This window comes from Variovorax sp. GW821-FHT09B05, assembly GCF_059418265.1.
Map to the genome: position 1 here is coordinate 197,373 of NZ_JBWKPN010000001.1, position 25,509 is coordinate 222,881.

Here is a 25,509-nt window from a genome sequence, read left to right on the forward strand (position 1 = left end):
CACGTCATAGCCGCAATGGGGTGTTGCTTTGCATGGCGTGCGAAGCGAGTGCCTCTGCATCCATGGCTGCCCATCGCAGGGCGGCCGCATGGCATCGACTCAACCACGGCGGAACTGGCATGAACACAAGAGGGCGCGGCGCGAAGGACAACGGAGTGGGCGGGGAGCTTTCCGTCTTCAGGATGGCACCGGTGGCGAGGGTCATCACGCTGATGCTGGCCGCGATCGGCGCGGCGGGTGCGGCGCATGCGCAGCAGCGTGCGTTCAGTGCGGCTTGGATGGCGCAGAAGAACATCGCGCAGGGGCAGGCGATCGCTACGGGGCGTCTGCCCAATGGCTTGCCCGTGTCGTCGCTCAACACGCCGAGTGCGCAACAGCAGCAGGCGCGCGAGCAGTTGCAGCGTTCGATCGGCAATCTGAACCTGGCGGCGCAAAGCATCGCGGCGCAGCAGGCCGCACAGGCTGCGGCACGGCAGGCTTCCTTGGACGATCCTTCGTCGGTGCCTGATGGCCTTGCCGATGGTGGGCTGCGCGTCGACAGCAATTCGCTGACTGCCGGCTGGCTCAACGCGCAGGCGCCTGTGCAATCGCAAGGCACCGATGGCCGCACCACGGTCACCATTCAACAGACCGGCGATCGCGCGATCCTCAATTGGGAGACCTTCAATGTCGGCAAGCGCACCACGGTCGATTTCAGGCAGCAAGCCGATTGGGCGGTGCTCAATCGCGTCAACGACCCGCAGGCGCGACCCTCGCAGATCCAGGGGCAGATCAAGGCCGATGGCACGGTGCTGATCGCGAACCGCAACGGCATCGTGTTCAGCGGCTCGAGCCAGACCGATACACGCAACCTCGTGGCGGCGGCCGCGAAGATCGGTGACGAGCAGTTCAAGACGCGCGGCATCTACAGCGCGCAGGCGAACGGCGCCTACACGCCGAGCTTCACCGATGCCGGCGGCAAGGTCGACGTACAGGCAGGGGCTCGCATCAACACCGCGCCGACGACCACGGTCACGCAAGGCGGCGGCTATGCGCTGCTGCTCGGCAAGGAAGTCAGCAACGCGGGTGCCATCACCACACCGCGCGGCCAGGTGCAGATGGCCGCGGGCGACTTCTTCATCGTGCGGCCCGGCCAAGGCACCGCGGCGAACCAGACCTCCACCACGCGCGGCAATGAAGTGGCGCCGCAGTTCAATGCCGACAGCACGGCGGGCGCGGTGACCAACACCGGCCTGCTGCAGGCACCCGAAGGCGATATCACGCTCGCGGGCCGCAAGGTGGTGCAGGACGGCGTGGCCGTGTCCACGACGACGGTCGACACGCGCGGCACCATCCATCTGCTGAACTCGGCGAGCGACAAGCTCGGCAGCGTCACCGTCACCTCACGCGGTCTCAATGCCATCCTGCTGGATGACCAGAACGGTCGCACGGCACTCGACAGCCAGCGCGACGCGTTGATCGCCGACTCCGCCGTGCAGGACCTGGCACGCCGTGTCGCGGCGGCCGATGTCTTCGACAACCTCGCGCGGCTCGATGACCGCCGCGACCAGTCGCGCATCGAGATCGTCTCGGGCGGCGGCGTGGTGTTCGAGGGCGGCTCGACCACGCTGGCCACGGGCGGGCAGATCGCGGTCAGTGCCAAGACGGGTCGTAGCACGGTGGCCAATGGCGCGAGGCTCGATGTCTCGGGCGCCGTGGGCGTCCAGGTCGCGATGTCCTCGAACAACGTCGAGATCAATATCCAGGGCAACGAACAGCGCGACGCCCCGCTGAACCGTGACACCACGCTGCTCAACAACAGCAACGTGTGGATCGACCGGCGCAAGCTGCTGCGTGTGGCGGCCGGCGTCGGGGGCTATGACAAGGAACGCTGGTACACGCCGGGCGGCCTGCTCGAGGTCGGCGGCTACCTGGGCCTGCAGGGCCACACGGTGGGCGAGTGGGGCGCGCAGGGCGGCAGTGTGGTGTTCGCGGGCAGCGAGCTGGTCGCGCAGGCGGGCTCGAGCATCAACCTCTCGGGCGGCACGCTGGACGTGCAGACCGGGATGATCAAGCAGAGCTGGCTCAAGGGCGCCGACGGCCGGCTCTACGAGGTGTCGAGCGCGCCGGCCGATGTGCAGTACACGGGCCTCTACAAGGGCTACGAAGACGCGCACAAGCGCTGGGGCGACAAGACCACGGGCTTCTTCTACAACCCGTTGATCGGTCCGCAGCAGCGGCTCGAGAACGGCTACACGGTGGGCCGCGATGCGGGCCAGTTGATCGTCTCTACCGGCGCGGCCGTGCTCGAGGGCGACATCAGCTCGGGCGTTTACCAAGGCCCGAGGCAGACGATCAAGCGCGACGGCGGCGTCGATGGCTATGCGCAGTCGCACGACGCCGCCGCACTCGCCGCGCAACTGATCCTCGGCAGCTACACCAGTGCCTTCAACACCAATGCGAAGAACGGTCCGACCGGCGTGTTCCACAACCTCGCACCGACCGTGGACCGCATCGTGTTCGGCAGCGACCAGCCCGCGCTCGGTGACGGCATCGCGCCCGACGGCCCGCTGCCGCAGGCGCGCAAGGATGCGCTCCATGTCGACAGCGACCGCCTCGATGGCTGGGGCCTCGGCGCGCTGATCGCCGTGGGCCGCGATAGCGTGCGCGTCGACGGCGCGCTCGCGGTGGTGCCCGGCGGCCGCATCGAGTTGCATGCGCAGCAGGTCGAGGTGAATGCGGACCTCACGGCGCGCGGCGGCAGCATCGCGCTGGGCAATGTGCTCAAGACGACCGCCACCACCGGCGTGACGGTCGAGACGCTGATGCCGTCCGACCTCACCCATCCGACCGCGGTGACGGTGGCGAACGGCGCGACGCTCGACACGCGCGGCCTGTGGACCAACCTGCAGCTCGATCCGAGCAACGGCCAGGGCCTGCCCTACGTCGACGGCGGCACGGTCGACATCCGCAGCGCGGGCGCGGTGACGCTCGCGGCCGGCAGCCTGATCGACAGCTCCTCGGGCGCGGCCTTGAAGGCCAATGGCGCGCTGGTCGCGGGCCATGGCGGCGACGTGACGCTGTTCGCGGGCTATGCCGTGCTGCCGGGCGACGCGCCGATCGACGCACCGCTGCGGCTGGACGGCGAGATCCGCGGCTTCGGCGTCGCGGGCGGCGGCACGCTGACCCTGGGCTCGGGCCGCGCGGTGGGCATCGGCGCCGGCGTGCATGGCCTGAACGGCACGCTGGCCGCGGGCGAGACCACCGCGGTCAACCTGCAGCTCGAGCGCGACTACCTGGTGGCGGCCGGCGGCACGGTGCCCGCGGATTTCGCGGTCACGGTGCGCGCGGTAGCGGCGGGGCAGACGCTGGCCGCGGCCACGGCACCGCAGATCGATGCGGGCGCTTCGCTCACGGTCGCGGCCGACTGGGTGGTGCCGGCCGGCGGCCTCTACGTGCAGTCGACCAGCGGCATCTACTACTTCGGCGGCAGCGTGGTGCCCGCGGGCACCGCCCTGAGCCGCTTCAACGGCACGCTGCCCGCGGGCTACACCATTCCGGGCGATGCCTTCCCCGCCGGCGTGCCGATCGCGCCGGTGACCACGCGCTATGCCGCGGGCACGGTGGTCGACAGCGAGCTGCGCATTCCCGCCGGCGCGCTGGTGCTGGGCGGCAGCACCGCGCTCGCGGCGCTGCCGGTGCGCGCGGGCACGCTGCTCGACACCGGCCTGTTCCAGCAGGGCTTCTCGCGCTACGCGATCCAGGGCCGCGATGGCCTCGAGGTCGGCGACGGCACGCGGCTCGAGGTCGCGATGCCGGTGCTGCGCATCGATGCCGAGCGCACGCGGCTCGTGCCCACGGGCGCCGCGCCCGAGGCGGCGCTGTCGCGCTGGACGCCGCCCGTGTATGCGGAGGACGCGGAGGCCGCCACGCTCACGCAGCGCGCGGGCGCGAGCCTGTCGCTCACGGCCGGCGCGCTGAACGCCACCGACCATGCGCCGCTGCGCATCGGCCGCGAAGCGCGGGTCGCGGTCGATCCGGGCGCGGCGATCGCGCTGCGTGCCGACGGGCAGCTCAGCGTCGAAGGCCGGCTCGATGCCTGGGGCGGCCGCATCGACCTCGCGAGCCTGCCGCAGGCGCAGGGCGCGAACGTGCTGCTCTCTACCGCGGGCCAGTCGGTGTGGATCGGCGAAACCGCGGTGCTCGACGTGGCCGGCCGCGCCCACGTGGCGCGCGACACGCAGGGCCGCGCCTACGGCGTGGCGCCCGGCGGCGGCACCATCGCCGTGGGCCTCAGCGATGCCTACGTGATCGTGCGCCCGGGCGCCTTGCTCGATGCCTCGGGCGCGGCGGCCGAGGTCGACGCGGCCGCGGGCGCGAACGGCCCGGCGGTGTCGCGCACGGTGATGCTGGCGGGCGATGGCGGCGGCATCGAGATGCGCTCGTACAGCGGCATCGTGCTCGACGGCACCTTGCGCGCGCAGGCCGGCGGCGCCAACGCCTTCGGCGGCTCGCTGGGCCTGTACCTGCAGGAACGGCTGCAGGACCCCACGCGCGAGCCGGTCGGCGAGGCGCGCAACCAGCTCTACACGGTGCGGCTGGTGCAGAACGCCGCGCCCAGCGGCCTGGCGTCCGACCTCGCGCCCGGCGAGGCCGATGCCCGGCTGGTCTACGGCCAGGCCACGCTCGGTGCCGACCAGGTGCGCGCCGGCGGCTTCGACGCGCTCACGCTGTCGGCGCACGACCGCATCCTGTTCGACGGCGACCTCGATCTGCAACTCGGCCGCAGCCTGAACCTGAAGCGCGGCGTGCTGACCGTGGCCGACGGCACGCCCGATGCGCAGGTGCGCATCGCCGCGCCCTACATCCGCCTGGACGGCGGCAACTGGGACCTGAAGGAGACGCTGCCGCCGACCTTCATGCCGGGCCTCGCGCTGGCCGGTGGCGGCGCCGCGCCCGCGGGCCGCAGCGCGCTGACCCTGTCGGCCGACCTGATCGACCTCTACGGCGCGGTGCTCTCGGGCGCCACTGGCGTGAAGGGCGCGGGCTCGCCCGACGGCGTCGGCTCGCTGCCGCAGAACCGGATCGTGCTCGACGGCTTCGCCGACGTGGCGCTGCACAGCAGCGGCGACGTGCGCCTGGCCGGCGGCTTCAATGTGAGCGGCAACCTCGCGGTGCGCGCCGCGCAGGTCTATCCGATGTCGGGCGCCTACGCGGCGCTGGTCGCGGGCAACCGCCCCACGGGCATCGCGCCCGACAGCACGCTCACCATCCGCTCCAGCACCGGCAGCGTGCCCGAGGTGCCGTACTCGGCCTTCGGCCAGCTGGTGCTGCTCGGCGGCACCGTCGACCAGGGCGGCGTGGTGCGCGCGCCGCTGGGCAACATCTCGATCAACACGCTGGGCGGTTTTCTGGGCACCGACTGGCAGGCCGTGCTGGTGCTCAACGGCGGCCCGGGCTTCGGCCCGGTGAACGCGAAGCTCACCGACCCCACGGTGATCCTGCGCGACGGCAGCCTGACCTCGGTCAGCGCCGCCGGCATGGAGATGCCCTTCGGCGGCACGGTGGACGGCGTGAGCTACGCCGGCCTCGCGAAGAACGGCCGCTACACCACGCAGTACAACCTCGCCGACACCTACGTGAGCCGCGGCGACAACAGCGGCACCAAGTCGGCCGACACCGACGCGCTGGTCAGCGGCATCAGCATCGGCGCCACGCGGCTGGTGGGCGAGGCCGGCGCGGTGCTCGACCTCTCGGGCGGCGGCGTGCTGCATGGCGAGGGCTTCACCTCGGGCCGCGGCGGCTCGGTCAACGTGCTCAACACGCCGCTGGTCAACACCAACCCCGCCAATGCCTCGCTGCGCCGCTTCAGCCAGCCGGGCAACGGCGTCTACGCCATCGTGCCGGGCCACGACCCGGGCTATGCGCCGGTGATCCTCGACAAGGGCGCGGGCGATCCGGCCATCGGCGCGCAGATCGAGATCGGCGCCGGCGTGCCCGGCCTGCCCGCGGGCACCTACACCTTGATGCCCGCGAGCTTCGCGCTGATGCCCGGCGCCTTCCGCGTCGAGCTCGGCGCGCAACTGCCGCTGCGCAGCCTGGGCACGGCGGGCACCGTGACGGCCGCGGGTGGCTCGTGGCTGGCCAGCGCCGTGCAGCGCGTGGCCGGCACCGCCAAGCGCGCCGCGGTGCCCACGCAGGTGCTGCTCACGCCGGCCGATGCGGTGCGCGACCTGGCCCAGTACAACGAGACCGGCTTCAGCGAGTTCCTGCTCGCGCAGGCCGAGCAGTTCGGCACGGTGCGCTCGCGCCTGCCCGAGGATGGCAAGATCCTCGACCTGCAGCTGCGCGCCAGCGACAAGGTGCAGGAGCCGCTGCGCTTCGAGGGCACGGCGCTGTTCGGCGGCGCGACGCGTGGCGAGGCGCGCGGCATCGACGGCCTGATGTTCGTGGGGTCCGACGGCAAGCTCATCGAGGTCCGGCCGCGCGATGCCGCCGACGCGGTGCGCGACGGCAGCCGGCTGTCGCTGGCCGACAGCGCGCTCAATGCCTTCGCGGCGCCCTCGCTGGCGATCGGCGGCGCCTGGCGCTACTTCGACGGTGCCAGCACCCTGGGCGAGAGCGCGCGCATGTACTTCGGCCAGGACGGCCGCGAGCATCCGGGCGTGGTGCTGCGCGACGGCACGGTGCTCAAGGCCGGCCAGGTGTTCCTGGTCGGCGACGCGATCTCGCTCGAGGGCGGCGCCGGCATCGACACGCGCGGCTTCGGCGGCCGGGTCATCGATTCGGCACTCGGCTACGTCTATGCCAACAGCCTCTCGTCGGGGCAGTTCGCGGGCGGACCGGCGGTGCTGGCCGTGGGCAACGGCCTGCTCGACTTCCTGCCCTCGGCGGGCACGAGCACCATCGCCGTGGCCGACGGCGCGCGGCTGCGCACCGAAGGCACCATCGCCTTCGCGGCACCGGGCGCGCTCGAGCTCGGCGAGGTCGACATGGGCGCGCGCTACCTCACGGTGGCGCAGAACCAGATCAGCATCGGCACCGCCGAGAGCCTGGCCGCGGCCGCGGCGGCGGGCGTGCAGCCGCAGGGCTGGCACCTGACGCAGGCCGTGCTCGACCGGCTGCTGCGCCCCTCGGCCGAAGCCGGCGTGCCGGCGCTCGAGCGGCTCAACCTCACGGCCGGCGGCGCCTTCAACTTCTACGGCACGGTCACGCTCGACACCGGCGACTCGCCGGTGCAGATGGTGTTCGCGACGCCGGCCTTCTACGGCTGGGGCAGTGCCGGCGACACCGTGCGCATCGCCACCCGCAACCTGGTGTGGAACGGCATCGGCACCGGCGTCGGCAGCGCCGACAACCCCTATGCCAGCGTGGCGCCCGCGCCGGTGCAGGCCGGCGGACCGGGCACCGGCAGCGGCCGGCTGGTGATCGACGCGCAGACGGTGCTGTTCGGCTACGACGCGCTGAGCCGGCCGCAGCGCCAGACCGCGCTCGACCGCCTCGCGCTGGGCTTCGCCGGCGTGGAGATCCATGCCGCGGACCGCGTGAGCGCGAACAACGCCGGCAGCCTCACCGTGGGCGGCACCCAGGCCGCCGACGGCAGCCGCACGGGCGGCGACCTGCGCATCGTCACGCCGCTGTGGACCGGCGAGGCCGGCTCGAGCATGAAGTACGTGGCGGGCGGACGGCTGGAAGCGATCGCGCCCGACGCCGGCACCCGTGCCGACACCGCGGCGCTCGACACGCTCGGCGCCAGCCTGGCGCTCGAGGCGCGCTCGGTGCGGCTCGACACCGCGCTGGCGCTGCCCAGCGGCCGGCTCTCGGTGCGCGCCGACGGCGACATCGCGCTCGGCGACGGCGCGGCCATCGACCTCGCGGGCCGCAGCATCGACTTCTTCGACGTGCGCAAGTCGAGCTGGGGCGGCGATCTGAAGCTGGAGAGCGCGCACGGCAACATCGACCTGGCGGCCGGTTCGCGCGTGGACGTCTCGGCCGCGCGGCAGGACGCGGGCTCGTTCTCGGCCAGCGCCGCCAACGGCAGCGTGAGCCTCGCGGGCACGCTGCGCGCCGCGGGCGGCGGCGCGGACTTCGCCGACGGCCGCTTCGCGCTGACGACCGCGCGCCTCGGCGACGATGCCTTCGTGCAGCTCAACCGCCAGCTCGGCGAGGCCGGCTTCTTCGGCGCGCGCAGCTTCACCGTGAAGAACGGCGACCTGCGCGTGGGCGACGGCGTGCGCGCGCACGAGATCACGATCGCGGTGGATGGCGGCAGCCTGCGCATCGGCGGCACGCTCGACGCCTCGGGCCGCGGCGTCGGCAGCATCGTGCTGTCGGCGCGCGACGAGCTCGCGCTCGAGGCCTCGGCACTGCTCGACGCGCATGCCACCGCACTGGCCGTGGACAGCCGCGGCGCGCCGATCGATGCCGCGAACCGCGCGCGCATCGCGCTGAGCTCGAGCCAGGGCACGGTGCGGCTGGCCGGCGGCGCCAGCTTCGACCTGCGCGCGGCCGACGGCATCGCGCGCGGCCAGCTCGACATCAACGCGCCGCGCACCGGCGAGACCAGCGGCGACCTGCGCATCGACGCGCCCGCGCCGCTCAACATCCGCGGCGCGAAGAGCGTGGCGGTCAATGCCTTCTGGACCTACCAGCCCACCGACGCCAACGGCAGCGTCAAGCAGAACAACGGCGATGCCAGCGGCAGCCCGGTCGGCGCCGACGGCATGGTCGGCCTCGACCAGATCGACGCGCGCAGCCGCGCCTTCATCGATGCGGCCTGGAACAACGCCGGCCTGCAGGGCCGGCTGGCGGGCCTGAAGATCGACGGCGACGCCTTCCACCTGCGCCCCGGCGTGGAGATCCGCAGCAGCGGCGACCTGCACACCGTGGGCGACCTCGATCTCTCGGGCTACCGCTACGGCCCGGGCGCGAACGGCACGCGCGGGGCGGGCGAGGCCGGCGTGCTCACCTTGCGCGCGGGCGGCGAGCTGCACATCGACGGCAGCATCAACGACGGCTTCGCGCCGCCGCCGGATTCGCCCGACAGCAAGGTCTACCGCGAGGTGCTGAACTCGGTGACGCTGGAGACCGATTACCAGGTGCCCGCGGGCGGCCTCACCCTCGCCGCGGGCAGCCAGCTGCCGTATGGGGGCGTGCTCGGCTTCGACCTCCCGCTGCCGGCCAACACGCTGCTGACCCTGTCGGACGACACACCGCTGCCGATGGACGTGGTGCTCGGCGGCAACACCCTGAACAACCGCGTGAAGGCGAACGTGGTCACCACGGCCGACATCATCCTGCCGACCGGCCGCGTGATCCCCGCGGGCACCAACACCTCGACGCTGGTCGGCGTGATCGGCACCACCACGGCGAACCTGCGGCTGCCGGCCGGCACCGTGCTGCGCGCGGGCATGAACGCGATCCAGTTCAGCAACGTCGCGATCTACGGGATGCGCATGGCGGCCACGACCTGGCGCGCCGGCACCGACGTGGCCGTGCTCAACGGCCTCGAGCTGGCCGACCCGGTCGAGCTCGCGGCCGGCAGCGTGCTGCCGGCCGGCATGTTCGTGAGCAGCGCGCTCGCACAGACCGGCAGCCGCGCGATCTGGGCCATCGCGCCGATGCTCGGCGCGGGCAGCGCCTCGTGGTCGATGCGGCTGGTGGGCGGCGCCGACCTCGGCAGCAGCGATTCGCGCGCCGTGCGTTCGCAGGGCGGGGGCATCACGCTCAACGATCCGTTCCAGGTCAACCTGCAGGGCAAGGGCCTGGGGCCGCAGGCGCCCGGCACGAGCGTGGTGCGCACCGGCACCGGCGATCTCGAGCTGTTCGCCGCGGGCGACTACACGCAGCAAAGCCTCTACGGCGTGTACACCGCGGGCACCTGGGTGCCGGGCACGGGCGCCGGCACGGTCTGGAACGCGCCGCGCGAACTGCAGCCCGACGGCACCACGCTGGGCAGCAACCTCGGCGACCGCGACGGCTACCTCGCGGCCATCGACCCGAACCGCATGTGGTACACGACCGGCGGCGGCGACTTCACGCTGGCGGCCGGCGGCAACATCCATGGCCTGCAGGGGAGCAATTCCGAGCTGGTCGGCGGCTGGCTGCTGCGCCAGGGCGCCGGCGAACTCGGCCAGGCCACCGGCTGGGGCGTGATGTTCGGCTCCTACGTGCTTGACGGCCCCGGCGTGTATGCCGACTACGCGGGCCTCGGTCTGGCGGCCTACGCGGGCCTGGGCGCATTGGGCGGCGGCAATGCGCGGGTGCGCGCGGGCGGCGACATCGGCACCGACCTCGCCGACACCGACCTGCCCACCAGCGGCCGCGGCATCGTGGTCGCGGTCGGCGGCAGCGGCCGCGTGATCGACGGCAAGGTGGCGCAGACCGGCGGCGGCCTGCTCTCGGTGCAGGCCGATGGCCGGATCTACGGCGGCCAGTACGCCAACCTGCGCGGCGACACCGCGCTGCGCGCGGCCAGCCTCGGCGTGATGCAGCTCAAGAGCTACAGCGTGAGCCTCAACGACGACCCGCGCGGCCTCGATCCCTACATCGCCTATTCGGCCGCCAGCCGCGGCGGCGCGGTGTTCGCGCCGGGCGACGGCCGGGTCAGCGTGCAGACGCTGGGCGACCTGGTGCTGCGCGGCGTGATCGATCCGGGCCGCGGCATCCAGCGGCTGGAGACCCGGGTCAGCCTGGCCGACGGCAGCGAGGGCGCCGCCTCGAGCTGGTACACGCTGTGGACCAACGCCACCGCGATCGAGCTGTTCTCGGCCGGCGGCAACCTCTCGCCGCTGGGCACCTCCTCCGACACCACGACCGCGTTCCTGCCCTCGGTGCTGCGCGCGGTGGCGCCCGGCGGCAGCATCTACTTCGCGGGCCGGCAGCAGGACGACTACCTGATGCCGTCGCCCACCGGCCAGCTCGAGCTGCTGGCCGGCAACCGGGTGTCGGGCGTGAGCGCGAACAACAGCAGCAACGCCGGCTCGCCGATCGGCCTGCTGGGCACCCCGGCCGACGCCATCGCCACGCCGTTGCGGCCGGCCTGGCGCGCGATGACGCCCGGCGACTTCGACGACGCGGCGCTGCTCGCGAGCAACTACTGGCGCGGCGGCACCTCGGCGATCGACGGCATCGCGAACCTGATCATCTACGCGAACGCCTACAGCCCCTACAACGGGCGCTACAACGGCACCGGCGGCACGCCGTTCATGTTCGGCCCCAACACGCTGAGCGACGACAGCATGGCCGGCAGCGGCACCGTCTCGCACGTCTATGCGCTGCGCGGCGACATCCAGAGCGTCGCGATCGGCGAGGTGCGCAACATCGGCAGCAGCTTCGACGGCACGCAGGGCCAGTACTTCCTGGCCTCGAAGCCGCTGCGCATGCTGGCCGGCGGCGACGTCGTCAACAGCGGCGGCCTGATCGCGCACGGCAGCGCCGCCGAGGTGTCGATGGTGGCCGCGGGCGGCGACATCTTCAACCAGGGCAGCGCCACCGGCTTCGCGATCCTCGGCCCGGGCACGCTGGAGGTGAGCGCGGGCGGCGACATCTACCTCGGCAACCGCGCGAGCCTCACCAGCCTCGGGCCGGTCTCGGCGGCCGACAAGCGCCCGGGCGCCGGCATCGTGCTGCAGGCCGGCCTGGGCGCGGGCACGCCGGGCGAGGGCGCGAGCGATGTCGCGGGTTTCGCGAAGCGCTACCTCGATCCGGCCAACCTGATCGATGCCTCGGGCGCGCTGGCCGATCAGCCGGGCAAGGTCGCGAAGACCTACGACGCGGAGCTGGCGGCCTGGCTGGGCGAACGCTTCGGCTTCTCGGGCACGGCGGCCGAGGCGCTGCGCTATTTCGAGGCGCTGCCCGGCGAGCAGCAGCGCGTGTTCGTGCGCCAGGTGTTCTATGCCGAACTCACGGCCGGTGGCCGCGAGTACAACGACGTGGACAGCAAGCGCTACGGCAGCTACCTGCGCGGCCGCGAGGCCATCGCCGCGCTGTTCCCCACGCTCGACGCGGCCGGCCGGCCGGTGGCGCGCAACGGCGACATCACGCTGTTCCAGGGCGCCAGCACCAACGCCGGCGTGCGCACCGTGGCCGGCGGCGCGATCCAGACCCTGACGCCGGGCGGCAGCACGGTCGTGGGCGTGGAAGGCGTGGTGCCCGCGACGGGCGACGAGGTCACGCCCGCCGGCCTGCTCACGCAGGGCGAGGGCAGCATCCAGATGTACAGCAAGGGCAGCATCCTGCTGGGCCTGTCGCGCATCATGACCACCTTCGGCGGCGACATCCTCGGCTGGTCGGCCGAGGGCGACATCAACGCGGGGCGCGGCTCGAAGACCACGCTGGTCTACACGCCGCCCAAGCGCGAGTACGACGCGCTCGGCAACGTGAAGCTGTCGCCCAACGTGCCGAGCACGGGCGCGGGCATCGCGACGCTCGATCCGATTCCGGAAGTGCCGCCGGGCGACGTGGACCTGATCGCGCCGCTGGGCACCATCGATGCGGGCGAGGCGGGGATTCGCGTGTCGGGCAACGTGAACCTCGCGGCTTTGCAGGTGGTCAACGCGGCCAACATCCAGGTCAAGGGCGAGTCGGCCGGGTTGCCGGTGATCGCGTCGGTGAACGTCGGCGCGCTCACCAATGCCAGCGCCGCGGCTTCGCAAGCCGCGATGGCGGCGCAGGACACGGTGCAGCGTGAACGCACGGCCGCGCGCCAGGCCTTGCCCTCGGTGTTCACGGTGCGCGTGCTGGGCTTCGGCAACGAGCAGCCCGAGGGCCGCGATGGCCGCGACGAGGCACCCAAGCCTTCGACCGGTGCCAGCCTGCCGCCGAAGGAACGCTACGACCCGGCGAACCTCGTGCAGCTGGTCGGCCGCGGCCAGGACTTCCGCCCCGGTCAGCTGGCGCGGCTCACCGAGGACGAGCGCCGCCGGCTGCTGCAGGACCGCTAGCGCTCCCACCACGGACCTCCCCGCATCCCGCCTGCTTCGCGCAGCGCGGGCGGGGGAGGGCTTCGCCGCGCACCGCGGCCTCGAACCCAGGTCAAGGATCGAACCGCGATGGACATGAGCATCCAGCACGCGCTGAAGCGGCCCGAGGGCATGCCCCAGGGCGCGGCGCTGCGCGACTTCCTGGTCGCGAACTACGAGCGCCTGCGCCAGCGCCTCGCGCGCCGTCTCGGCTGCCAGGACCTCGCGGCCGATTGCCTGCACGACACCTGGCTGCGCCTGGGCGAACTCGGCGTGGCGCAGGCGGTGCAGGCGCCCGAGGCCTATGTGTTCCGCATGGCCTGCAATGCGGCCGTCGACCAGTTGCGCGCCAACCGCCATGCGCGGCAGGGCGGCGAGATCGAGCTCGACCAGCTGATCGACCCGGCGCCGGGGCCCGAGCTGATCAGCGAGTCGCGCTCGAGGCTGCAGGCCGTGGACCGCGCGATGCAACGCCTGCCGCGCCGCCATCGCGCGGTGCTCGAGGCGCTGCGCATCGAGGAGATGACGCGGCACGAGGTCGCGAGCCGCTATGGCCTGTCGCTGCGCAGCGTCGACACCGCCCTTCAGCAGGCGCTGAGCTACTGCGCGCTGCACAGCGGGCAGCAAGTGCTCGCGGGCCCGAGCACCGCGCGGCGGCCGCTGCGCTGAGGCGGCATCAATCGGCGGCCGCGCACGGCGCGCAATGCCGCAGCGCCAACCGCAACGCGGTGTCTACATTGCGCAGCGAGAGCTGGTAGTGCCGCGCCACTTCCTGGCGCGTCATCTCCTCGATGCGCAGCGCCTCGAGCACCGCGCGATGGCGGCGTGGCAGCCGCTGCATCGCGCGCTCGAGCGCCCGCAGCTCGGAGCGCGCCTCGGCCACGGCCTCGGGGCCCGGCGAGGGATCGGCGAAGGTCTCGAGCTCGGGCTCCTGGACCTGGAACGACGCGCGCTCGCCGCGCAGCCGGTCCAGCGCCACGTTGCAGGCGACGCGATAGACATAGGCCTCGGGCGCCTGCACCGCCGGCATCGCCGCCATGTCGCCGAGCCGCAGCCAGGCGTCGTGCAGGCAGTCGCTGGCGCGGTCGGCGCAGCCCAGGTGCCGCTGCAGCCGGCGATGCAGTTGCTGGTAGTTCGCCACCAGGCAGTCGCGCAGCGCGCGGCCGGGCTCGGCGCCGGCCTCGGGCGTGGCCAGGTGAACGTGGATGCTCATGTCCATGACGGGTCTGCTCTCCTGAGGGCGGGAACGGCGGGGCCGCGCCCCGTCCCGCCGGGACAGGGCGCGCTCGCTGCGCGTGACGGACGCGTCAGTCGCGCTGTTGCAGGCGGCGCCGTTCTTCCTCGGTCAGCCGTGCCAGCAGGTCGGGCTTGAGTTCGGCGCCATGCCCGATCACCTGTACGCGGTGGTTCGGCTCGTAGCGCACCACGCCGGGCCGGGCTTCGGGCGGCGGCTCGCGGCCTTCGGCCGGTTCGTTGCCGAAGCCCAGCACGCGCACCGTGAACACCGAGGGCAGGGCCTGGCGGCTCGCGGCGCGCTCGCGCTGCACCGTCTCCTGCGCGGCGTTGGCGGCCTGCGAGGCCGCGGCGCTGGCGTTGGTGAGCGCGCCGACGTTGACGGCCGTCACCACCGGCAGGCCCTTCGATTCGCCCTTGACCTCGATGTTGGCGGCATTGAGCACATGCAGCGCGGCGATGTTGAGGTTGCCGCTGACGCGGATGCCCGCATCGCCCGCGTTGACCGTGCCCTTCGGCGCCACCAGGTCGACGTCGCCCGGTACCACGTTCTCGAAGCCCTCGACGGTGCCGATGCCCGAGCCCGTGATGTCGGCCTTCTCGAGCGCGCGCGTGATGCCGTCGGCGTCGGTCTCGATCACCGGCTGGCGGAACGAGCGCGTGGTCTTCGCGCCGCGGCCCGCGTCGATGTCGCCGAGCGTCGACCAGATGATCTCGTCGCCGCCCGCGAAGGTCAGCATGCGCGAGCGGTTGAGCAGCACGTCGCGCGCGGTGAACACGTGGATGTCGCCGTCGCCCAAGGTGACCAGGCCGCGGCCGTCGGCCGGCGCCTGGCCCAGCGCCGCCACCTGCAGGCCGCCGCCGGGCGCCAGCACCTCGATGCCGCCGCCCTGCAGGGTGCGCACGCTGCCGTCGGCCATCTGCACGTCGCCCTTCCAGCCGCTGCCGGGGAACAGCGTGGCGATGGCGCCGTAGCCGCGGTTGTAGCCGCCATTGAGCGGCAGGTCGTCGACGCCGGGCAGCAGCTGGTCGCGCCCGGCATTGCGCAGCTCCTGCATGTAGACCTCGCGCAGGAAGCGTTCGCGCGCGGGCGCGGGCAGGGTCTGGAAGCGGGCCCAGGCATCGAGCGGTGCCAGCGTCTCGCCCACGGCCTCCTGCACGAACGAGACCAGGCCGCGGCGCTCGAACTTCTTGCCGCCGCCGTCGAGCAGGCGCACGTCGTCGGTGAGGTACAGCGGCAGCGTGCGCCCGTCGAGCGTCTGCGTCAGGTAGGCCGGCATGCTGGCCGCACGCGCGGGGTCGAGGTAGGCCTGCGCGAAGGCGGCGTAGTCGGGCTCCTTGCCCTGCAGGCCGGCCATCAGCGTGATCGAGGCGCCGCGCTCGGGCAGGCCCTTGACGAGGGTCTGGGTGCGCGGCTCGCTCGCGTTGAAGGCGTAGCTCTGGTTGCCGACCGACTGGATGGTCAGCGGGAAGGTGTTGCCGTCGCGCGCACCGGGCGCGAAGATGTCGCGCCCCGCGCTCACCAGCAGCGCGCCGGGCCCCTCGATCACGATGCCGGGGCTGCTGCCGACCACGTCGGTCGCGCTGCCGATGACGTCGTTGCCGGCCGAGACGATCGAGACGTCGCTGCCATGCAGGTTGCGCAGGTTGTACGAGACCTGGCGGATGTCGTGGCCGGCGCGGATCCAGCTCTCCTCGTTGGTCGCCACGGTGGCGCCGAGGATGGAGCCGCCGAGCGCATAGATGCGGCTCGGCGAGTGGTCGCCGTCGAGCGGCATCTTCTCGGGATTGTTGAGCCCGAGCTGGCGCGAATAGGACGAGCCGAAGGTGTTCTGCAGCACGCCGTCCAGGCCGATGCCCGAGCCCGACTCCTCCTCGCGGCCGCGCGGCATCAGCGGCGAGGGGATGAGTTCGGGCGCCGCGCGCGAGAGCACGATGCGCGGCACGCTGACCAGCGAGCCGGTGCCCTCGGAGCGGAACACCAGGTCCTGCGCCGCCAGCAGCTGGAAGTCGGCCTGCGGTGCCGGCGCGCCCGGAGCGCGTGCCGCGATGTAGCCGAGCTCCGGCGTCACGGCCATCGGCGCGGTCATGGTGTAGACCGGTCCCTGCACGATCACCGAGCCGCTCATGGCCACGACCTGCGTCGCGGCCGGGTAGCGGTTGCCGCCCTGGCCGATCGCGCTCTCGGCATAGGGCGAGCCGTCGGGGTCGCGGAAGATCGGCATGTAGGGAATCTGGCGGCTCTCGGCATAGGTGGTGTCGACCAGCGTGAGGTCGCCGCCGAGCGAGACCAGCCGCAGCGCCGTGCGGTTGGTGTGGCCGCTCATGTAGGCGCCCGGATCGACCGGGCCGCAGCAGGGATCGAACACCAGCGGTGCCTGCAGCAGCAGCGGGTCGACCACGGTCTCGAGCCGCAGGTTGCCCTGGGTGCGCACGTCGAGCGTGGCGTCGCCGAGCGCGAGGATCGGCGCGATGTCCCAGGTGTGGACGCCATTGGCGTCGGTGGCGGTGACGGTGCGGCCGACCGCCATCTCGCCGGCCGTGATGCTGCCGGCGCCGCGGCCGACGTAGTAGTGGCCGGCGCGGATCGTGCCGCCCGCCTTGATGTCGAACAGGCCGCCGTTGCGCATCTCGAGCGTGGCCGCCTGGCCCGGTGCCAGCGCGCCGCGCAGGCGGGCATTGGTCGGCAGCACCGCCACCACGTTGTCGAGGTCGCCGCCGGCCTCCAGCGCCAGGTTGCCGCCGCCGAGCGCGCCCAGGCCCTGGAACTGGCCCGGGTCGATCCACCAGCTCGGCTGCATGCCGGTGAAGCGCGTGCCCCATTCGTCGGACCAGTCGGAGAACAGGCCGGTGCGCCAGTTGCCCTGGCCCTGGCGCCGCAGCCATTCGACGAAGCTCTGGTCGGTGGGCTTGGCATGCACCGAGCCCTGCGCCACCAGCCGCATGCTGCCGCCGTCGATGCCGTAGGCCGCGTCGGCCGGTGCAGTGAAGTCGTCGTAGGTGGTGGTGTCGCGGCGCCCGGCCGTATAGATGGCCGACACCTTGTCGGCCAGCACCAGGTCGCGCCCGGCGCGCAGTTCGATCTCGCCGGTGCCGGTGCGCACCAGCTTGCCGGCGTCGGCCGCGCCGAGCGTGATCGTGCCCTGGCCGGCCGCCTGCGCGGCCAGCGGCACCAGCGCCAGCGCATTGGCCGAGCCGCGGTCGGCGCCGGCCACCAGCGCGAGGTTCCACGAGCGGCCGGTCTGCAGGCTGCCGGCGGTGGTCGCGTCGGAGAAGCCATCGCTGATCGATCCGTTGAGCAGCAGGTTGCCGCCGGCGCGCAGGGTCAGCGAGCCTTCGCGCGCGGTGGCGAAATCCTGCGCCAGGTTCCAGTCCGACTGCAGCGCGAGATCGCCCGCGCTGCCGATCTCGATGCCGGGCATCACGGCGATGCCGCTGGCGCCGAGCCGCGCCGCGATGGCCTGTGCCTTGCCTTCGAAAGTGCGCGCATGCGCGATCGCGTCGGCCTTCACCGAGTCGACGCTCAGGCCGTCGTAGTCGGCCACGTCGTAGCGCGCCACGCCCTCGAGCACGGCCGATTGCGCGCCGACGATGTCGGCATTCAGTGCCGTCACCCGCAGGTCGTCATGCCCCGCCGTTTGGCCGGCGCGCAGGCGCACGCGGCCGCCCTGGCCGCCGCCCACGTCGATGCGGCCGCCGCGCAGGTCGAGCGCGCCATCGGCGGCATCGAGCGTGACCGAGCCATAGCCCAGCGGGCCGGTGGCGCCTGCGAGCAGCGCGGCGTTCGCGTTCATCGTGATGCCGTCGCCGGCCACCACGCGGATGCGCCCGCCGTAGGCCGAGCGCGTGTCGAGCATGCCGTCGAGCGTGACGTGGCCCTGGTCGGCCACCAGCAGGAAGTCCTCGGCCCGCGTGGTGCCGTCGAGCAGCACGTCGCCGCTGCGCACGCGGAACGAGCGCGAGGCCCGGAAGCCGGCGTCGTTGAGCCGCGCGCTCAGGCCCGCGAAGTCGGGCAGCGAGGCGCTGTCGTACGAGATCGAGCCGGCGCGTTGCCCGCTCGCGGCATGGGCATCGAGCAGGCCGTCGAGCACCACGGCGCCGTTGCCGGTCACGGTGAGCGCGAGGTTGCCGGCCGCGCCGCCGGCCGGCGCGCCCGCCAGGCGCAGCGCGGCGCCGGCGTCGAGCCGCACCGAGCCGCCGATCGCGGTGAGGACGATCGAGCCCGCGTCGCCGTACTGGGTGACGTCGAAGAAGCGCTTCTCGAAGCCCGAGACGTCGATCGCCGCGCCCTCGCGCAGCCGCAGGTCGCCGCTGGCCGCCGTCACGTTCACCGAGCCGCCGCGCGCGAGCACCTGCGACGCGAGGTCGACGCGGCCGCCGGCCAGCGTGAGGCGCGCGCCCTGGCCATCGGCCGGGTCGGCCTCGGAGGCAGCGCCTTCGCTGCCCGCGAGCGCCAGCAGGCCGGTGGTGCGCAGGGCCTGCGTCGCCGCAGCGCGCGCCGTCAGCAGCGGCGTGGCGAGCCGGATGTCGGCCGCGCCGGCATCGAGCGCGCCGCTGCCTTCGACGAGGATGCGCCGCGTCGCGGCCAGTTCCAGCTGGCCGAAGCCCTGCACCGACTTGTCGCCCGTGCCCAGCACCAGCTCGTCGGCGCGGATCGCCAGCGTGCCGGTGCCCACCGGCAGCGCGCCGGCATCGGCCACCGCCGCCACGCTGTTCTCCAGGGTCAGGCCCTGGGCGCGCAGCACCACGCTCGCGTTGCCGTAGCCCGCCAGCGTGGCCGCGTCGAGCGTCACGTTGCCGAGGCCGGCGCGGCCGAAGTCGATGTCGCCGTGGAAGTCCATGCTGGTGTAGCTGCGCAGCCGCAGCCGCTCGGCATTCGCGAGCTGGGCCAGCGCGCGCTGGTCGAACACCAGCCCCTCGCTGCCGCCGCCGAAGCCCACGCGGCCGCCGCTCAGCGTGATGCCGCTGCCCGAGACCTGCGCCGACGAGGCGAGGGTGGTGCCGCGCGTGGCATCGATGGTCAGCGAGGCGCCGCCCTGCAGCACCGCGCCTTCCTGGATCAGCGCGCGGCCGCCTTCGCTCAGGTCCACGCCCTCGCGCAGCACGCGCGCATCGCCCGCGTTCGACAGCCGGATCAGCGCGCCCCAGTCGCGCGCCTTCGCGGTCAGCACGTCGTCGAGCGCGTCCTTGGCGTCGATCACGCCGTCGTAGTTGTCGTCGAGCCAGCCGTCGGGGTCGGTGTAGATGGCCTTGGCCTGCGGCGCGATCACCAGGCTGCCGGTGCTGGCCGTGCCGCCGCGCGCCGTCAGCACGCTGCCCGACTCGACCGTGACCTGGCCGCTCGCCGCGAGGATCAGCTCGGGGCCCGACAGCGCGGACTGCCCGTCGTTGCGCACCACGATGTCGCTGGCCGTGACCTCGACGCGCATGCCCAGCGGGTCGCCGGTGCGCACGCCGCCGATCAGCAGGCTGGCCGCGCCGGTGTTCGACAGCGAGGCCGCGTCGATCACCAGGTAACCCTGGGCGCGCAGCGCGCTGCCGTCCTGGCCCGCGCCCACCACGACGATCTTCTGGGCCGCGATGTCCAGCATGCCGCCGCGTCCGCCGGCCGCCGCCTTCATGTCGAGGCGGCCGTCGAGCTTGAGCGAGTCGGTGGCGCGCAGCACCAGCGAGCCGGCATCCACCGGCAGCCGCGGGATCGCGATGTCGGTGCCGGTGCGCCGGTACTGCGTGAGCCGGAAGGCGTCGGACGAGAAGAACTCGCTGGCCAGCGCCTCGTTGTATTCGCTGTAGCCGCGCAGCGCCTGGCCCGGCAGCACGCGCCAGGCGGTGTAGCCGGCCTCGCGCGCGCCGGTCAGCCCGTCGCCGCGGTAGCCCGAGACCACCATCGAGCCGTCGGCCACGGCCACGGTGCGGGTTGCGGCGGCCGAGGCCGCGCCGCCGCCGGGCATGACCGCGAAGGCGCCCGGCAGCGCCGCGTAGCTCGCGGGCAGCACGGCATACCAGCCGGCCTCCAGGCCCTGGCCGCCCGCGAGCCAGATGCGTTCGCCCACCGCGGCGCCCGGCGCCATGGCGGCCCGGCTCGCGGGCAGGATCGCGAACACGCCGGGCATGGCGAGCAGGTCGTGCGAGCCGCCGGTGCCAGGCACGAACTCGCGCGCATGCAGGTCGCCGCCGCCGGCCACGTCGACCACCGAGCCCGCCGCCAGTTCCACGCTCGGCGCATCGAGCGTGATGCGCTTCTCGGGCGGCGCGTTCAGGTCGACCGCGGCCTCGGTCTGGGGCCGGGTCGGGTCGGTCCAGAACTCGTTGTTGCGCAGCGCGCCGTAGGGCAGCACCAGGCCGTCGCCCGACACCGAGGTGATGCTGCCCGCGCCGAGCGTCACGCTTTCGCCCGCCTTCAGCACGATCTGGCCGAAGGGCGCGCGCAGCACGCCGTTCTGCGCGATGCGCGGCGCTTCCAGGGTCAGGCTGCCGGCGGCCGACAGCGGCGTCTCGGCCTCGCCGTTGCGTTCGATGCGGATCGCATCGGTGGCGCGGATCGTGGCCTTGGCGCCGGTGGCCGGATAGACCTGCGCCGCCTGCATCAGCAGGCGGCCCTCGACGTCGAGCACGGCACCGGGCGCCTCGACGTTGTCGGCGATGCGCAGGTCGCGCGCCGTCAGCACCGTGTCGGCGAAGCCGCGGATCGCGGCGCCGCCGTCGATGTCGATCAGCGTGGCATCGAGGTTCAGGCTGCCGGCGCGCTCGGCGGCCGCGTTGCCGGGCGTCACCGAGGGCGTCGACAGCACGATGCGCGGCGCCCGCAGGCTGGCATCGGCACGGCCCGCGTTCGCGAGCGTGCCGCCGATGGTGATCGAGCGGCCGAGCTGGAGGTGCACGCCGTCGAGGCGCACCGTCTTCGGCGTCTGGATCGCGAACTGGTCGAAGCCGCCTTCGTTGACGGCCGAAGCCAGCAGCACCGAGGGCGGCTTGGCGCTGGCGGCGCCCGTGAACACGCCGCGCAGGTCGAAGCCGGGGCCGAAGTTGAGGATCTCCTCGAGGTAGCCGTCGGCGAAGAAGGTCGTGGCATCGGGCAGGACGGGGCCGCCGCCGGCGGCCGGCGCCTTGTTCACGACCCGGAAGTCGGCCGCGTCGGGCAGGGCCTCGAACAGCTCGACCATCTCGCGCGTGAACACGAAGGGGCCGGCGGCCGTCGAGAAGTAGCTGCTGTAGTCGACGCCGATCGCGTCCTCCCACTTGGCGACGCCTTCGCCGCCCGCAAACTGCAGCATGATCCACTTGAGCTGGTCGGCCGGCGATTCCGCGCCGCCGCCGCTGGTGAGCTTCAGGCTGCCGCCGCGCGCGCCGGCGCCACCGGCACGGGCGCGCAGGGTGCCCAGCACCTGGGCATGGCCCTCGATCTCGATGCTGCCGCCATCGCTGGCCAGCGCGAGCGTCGCGGCACCGCGATCGCGCGCGAAGCCCTGGCGCGGCACGTCGATCTCGCCCGCGCTGCCCGACACGTCGATCAGGCTGCCCGCGTCGAGCTGCACGTCGCCGCGCAGCAGCACGCGGCCGCCGTCGAGCACGCTGCCGCTGCGGCCGACGGGCCCGTCGCGATGGATCGCCGGCACGCCGCGCGCCAGCAGGCTCGCGCCGTCCGCGAGCCGGAGCTCGCCGGCGCTGTAGAGGCCGATGCGGCCGGCCGGCGCCTCGAGCGTGCCGCGCACGACGATGCTGCCGGGCACGACGCCGATCGCGCCGCTGTCGTTGCCGAGCTGGAGCGAGCCGCCGGTGTCGACCTCGATGCGCGCGCCGGTGCCGACCTCCACCGTGTTGCCCGCCAGCAGCAGCGAGGCGGGTGCGCGCGCGAGCCGCTGCTCGAGCGGCAGCGCGCGCAGCGGGCCCAGCTCGGCCAGGCTCGCGCCCGAGGCGACGCGCGTGGCATCGACGCCGCCGAGATCGATGGCCTGCGGCCGCAGCGAGACCGCCACGCCCTCGGGCACCGCGATGCCCTTGGCGTTGTCGACCGTCAGCGAACGGAAGCCGCGCGAGGCGTAGAGGTCGGCGGGCAGGTGCAGCAGCGCGTCGCCGCCGTCGTTGTTGCCACCCAGTTGCACGTCGTAGCCGTTGGCGTTGATCGACAGCGCGCCGCCCGAGCCGGCCGAGAAGGCGCGCAGGTCGAGCCGATCGAGGGTGTCGGCGCTGCCCAGCGTCAGCAGCTGGATCGCGCCGGCGTTGCCGGTCGTGACGCTGCGCTTGGTCGCGCTGCCCGAGACCTGGCCGCCGCCCGACACGTCGAGCACCGCGCCGGCCTCGGCCTGCAGCGCGCCCAGGATGATCGAGCCGCCCTTGATCGCGTGCGGCAGCCGGTCGGGGCCGTCGGCGACCGTGTTGACCCAGGACCCCGAGACGTCGATGCGCGCGCCCGCGCCGAGCCTGATCTGTCCCGATGGCAGGTTGACCGAGCCGCCGGGCGCGCGGACCGTGCCCTCGATGGCCACGGGCACGTTGGTGTCGAGGGTCGCCAGGCCGACGTTGAGCGCGGCGCCGGGCTCGAGCCTGAGCACGGCATCCTTCTCGAGCAGGAAGCCCTTGCCGACGTTGAAGGTCATGGCGCCGAGGCCGGCGGCCTCGAGCGTGTCAGTCGAGAGCCAGCTGGTCTTGGTGTAGCGGCCCTCGCCGTCGACCGTGAAGAAGCGGCTGTCGACCGGGCTCTCGAGCGTGAAGTCGGCCGGCAGCAGTTCGGGCCGGTTGCCCAGGATCAGCTGGCCGGGCGAGAACGCGAACGCGGGGTTGTCGGCGCTGCCCAACACCAGGCGGCCGCCGCGGCTCTGCGTCACCGGCTGGGTGGCGCGTTCGCCCGCGACGGTGCCGCCCCAGATGCCGCCTTCGAGGATGTAGGCCTCGCCCGCGAAGACCTGGATCGAGCCGGCGTCGCGGCCCTCGGTGTAGCCGGGCTCGAAGCGCGGCCGGCCGATCAGCGCGCTGCGCCAGTCGTCGGTCACGCCCCAGCGCGCATGGCTGTCGCTGAAGCGCCCGGCGATGCCGACGTACTGCATGTCGGGCGTGGCGCGGCCGATGTCGACCACGCGGCCGTCGGCGCTCAGCAGCTTGGTGGTGTCGATCCAGCCGTCGCCATACTTCACCGAGCCGCCCGCGATGTCGAGCATGGAGCCGGCGCGCGTGATGACCGAGCCGCCGGCCTTGAGGTTGATGTGGCCGCCCAAAGTGGCGAGTTCGCCGACCGTGGTCTTGCTGAGGTTGACCCAGGTCGACACGTCGGCCAGCGGCGTGCCGACCCAGGCGCCCGGATCGTTCTCGCCGATCCACAGCACGCCGGCCATCGGGCCGTTGCCGAACACGCCGCGCACGCGCCGGTCCACCACCACCTTCTGGCCGCGCAGCCACGAGTCGCGGTACAGCGGCGAATCGCGCAGCTCGTTGATGCGCAGGTCGGCCGTGACCAGGTTGCTGGCCATCGACAGCGGGATGTCCTGCAGCCCGGCCACGCTGAGCCAGGCGCCATCGTCGATGTAGATGCGGCTGCCGTCGCGCAGGCTGGCGTCGTTGTTGGCGGGCTTGTCGGGCACCACGCCCGAGGGCTGGGCCGTGGCCAGCAGCCGGATGTCGCCCGCGGGCGCGACCAGGCGCGCGTCCTGCTGGACGTCGATGCGCTCGCCGCCCACGACGATGCGCCCGGGCCGGTAGCGCGTGGCCAGCGCGCCGAGCTCGAGCTCGGTCTTGTCGCTGAGGTCGGGCATCACGGCGGTCACGCTGCCGCGCCCGAAAGTGACCGTGCCCGCGTCCCAGTACATCGGCACCGCGAACTCGCCCTCGCGGCTCAGCAGGCCCTGGCTCCAGCCCTGCAGCCGGATCGAGCCCTCGCGGTTGTTGAGCGCCGAGCTCGCCTGCAGGATGCCGTTCTGCGCGATGGTGCGGCCGGTGAGCGTGATGTCGCCGCGCGGCGCGTCGATCTGGCCGCTGTTGTCGACCTGGTAGCCGACCTCGGCGGCGCGCGCCACCATCGCGGGCATCACGGTGTCGCGCACGCCCTTGACCCAGCGCTGCTGCGAATCGGAGGGCGAGAGCTGGCCGATGCCGTACATCGCGCCGTAGTAGCCGAAGGCGATCGCCGGCACCGCGGAGGCCGCGACCTCGAAGCCGCGCGCCGGGCTCAGGTAGTAGGGCACGGTGTCGGGCCCGGCGTTCGAGGGCACGCTCGAGAGCCAGATGTTCTCGCCGGCCGCCAGCACGACCTGGCCGTCGGGCGCCGAGAGGGTGCCGGCATTCGCGACCTTGGGCGCGAACAGCATGAGCTTGCCGCCCTTCTGCGCCGTGAGCCGCGCGCCGGCCTGCACGCTCACGCTGCCGGGCACGTGCGAGGGCGTGAACCAGGGCGCCGAGTTCTCGACCGTGGTGTCGATGGTGTAGGGCGCGACCTCGGGGAACTCGCCGAACTGCGGCGCCGGCGTGTTGGTGGGACTGCCGTAGGGGTCCTTGAGCAGCTCGTTGGTGTTGATGCCGGCCATGAACTGCCGGTCGGTCAGGCGCAGCGCGCTGGCCACCAGCGAGCGCGTGTCGACCTGGCTGCTGCCGGTGAAGACGATGCCGTTGCGGTTGACGATGTAGACCGAGCCGTCGGCCTTGATCTGCCCCGCGATGCGGCTCGGCCGTCCGCTGGGATCGTTGACGCGGTTGAGCGCCACCCAGCCGTTGCTGCCGTCGGGCAGGGTGCCGGCGCGCTGGTCGAACTGCACCGTGGTGTTGCGCCCGACGTTGAAGCTCTCCCAGTTGAGGATCGCCTTCTCGGCGGTCTGCTCGATGCGCACCTGCGTGCGGCCCTCGGCCAGGCTCTGCTGCGGCGCCCTGGCGTTCAGCCAGCCCGCGCTGAGGCTCTGGCTGTCGACCTTGAGGCCGCCGTCGACCAGTCCGTCGGGCACCGAGTCGTCGTTCTGCGCCGCCTGCCGTGCCGCCGCCTGCGCGGCCTGCTGCGCCGCGATCGACTGCGCGGCCAGGTTCAGGTTGTTGAGCGAGCGTTGCCACTGCGCGTTGTTGCGCTGCTGCAGCGCCTGCGGGTTCGTGAGGCTGGAGGCCGGCTGCCCATTGGGCAGGTAGCCCGTGGCCGCGGCCGTGCTCTGCGCCGTGCCCTTGGCATTGAACCAGGCGCCGCTGAAGGCGCGCTGCGCCTGGGCCGGGCCGACCACGCCGCCGGCCATCAGCACCAGCGCGATGGCGCGCGCGATCGGCGCCAGACTGAAATGCTCCCGCCCTGGTTCCAGGGACTGCCGTGGCCTGCCGATGCGCGCGCGCGTGTTCATGTGAGATTCCCGCCAATGAGTGAAGTCGTCGT

At 73.2% G+C, this 25,509-nt stretch carries 4 protein-coding genes; 2 read left to right on the forward strand and 2 right to left on the reverse strand.

Going from position 1 to position 25,509, the window contains the following annotated elements; translation table 11 throughout:
* The first annotated feature begins 182 nt into the window (after nt 1–182).
* Together AC07RM_RS00855 and AC07RM_RS00860 are read left to right on the forward strand one after the other, a co-directional pair.
* Nucleotides 183–12,923 (forward strand): filamentous hemagglutinin family protein, encoded by a 12,741-nt coding sequence (locus AC07RM_RS00855; protein ID WP_495333396.1) that lies wholly within the window; start codon nt 183–185, stop codon nt 12,921–12,923.
* 114 nt (nt 12,924–13,037) lie between these two features.
* The gene (locus AC07RM_RS00860) at nt 13,038–13,610 is read left to right on the forward strand and encodes an RNA polymerase sigma factor (RefSeq protein ID WP_495332261.1); all 573 of its coding nucleotides are present in this window, start codon (nt 13,038–13,040) and stop codon (nt 13,608–13,610) included.
* A gap of 7 nt (nt 13,611–13,617) precedes the next feature.
* On the opposite strand, the gene AC07RM_RS00865 is transcribed toward AC07RM_RS00860, so the two are convergent.
* Together AC07RM_RS00865 and AC07RM_RS00870 are read right to left on the reverse strand one after the other, a co-directional pair.
* Nucleotides 13,618–14,154, reverse strand: a complete 537-nt coding sequence (locus tag AC07RM_RS00865; protein ID WP_495332263.1) for an RNA polymerase sigma factor — start codon at nt 14,152–14,154, stop codon at nt 13,618–13,620.
* A 94-nt stretch (nt 14,155–14,248) separates the two neighbouring features.
* Complete coding sequence (locus tag AC07RM_RS00870; protein ID WP_495332265.1) at nt 14,249–25,477, reverse strand: filamentous hemagglutinin family protein; 11,229 nt, start codon at nt 25,475–25,477, stop codon at nt 14,249–14,251.
* Nucleotides 25,478–25,509 lie beyond the last annotated feature (32 nt).

Excerpts from the sequence above, each read along its gene's own strand:
- AC07RM_RS00855 (WP_495333396.1), top strand. The coding sequence starts at position 183 with ATGGCACCGGTGGCGAGGGTCATCACGCTGATGCTGGCCGCGATCGGC.
- AC07RM_RS00860 (WP_495332261.1), top strand. The coding sequence starts at position 13,038 with ATGAGCATCCAGCACGCGCTGAAGCGGCCCGAGGGCATGCCCCAGGGC.
- AC07RM_RS00865 (WP_495332263.1), bottom strand. The coding sequence starts at position 14,154 with ATGAGCATCCACGTTCACCTGGCCACGCCCGAGGCCGGCGCCGAGCCC.
- AC07RM_RS00870 (WP_495332265.1), bottom strand. The coding sequence starts at position 25,477 with ATGAACACGCGCGCGCGCATCGGCAGGCCACGGCAGTCCCTGGAACCA.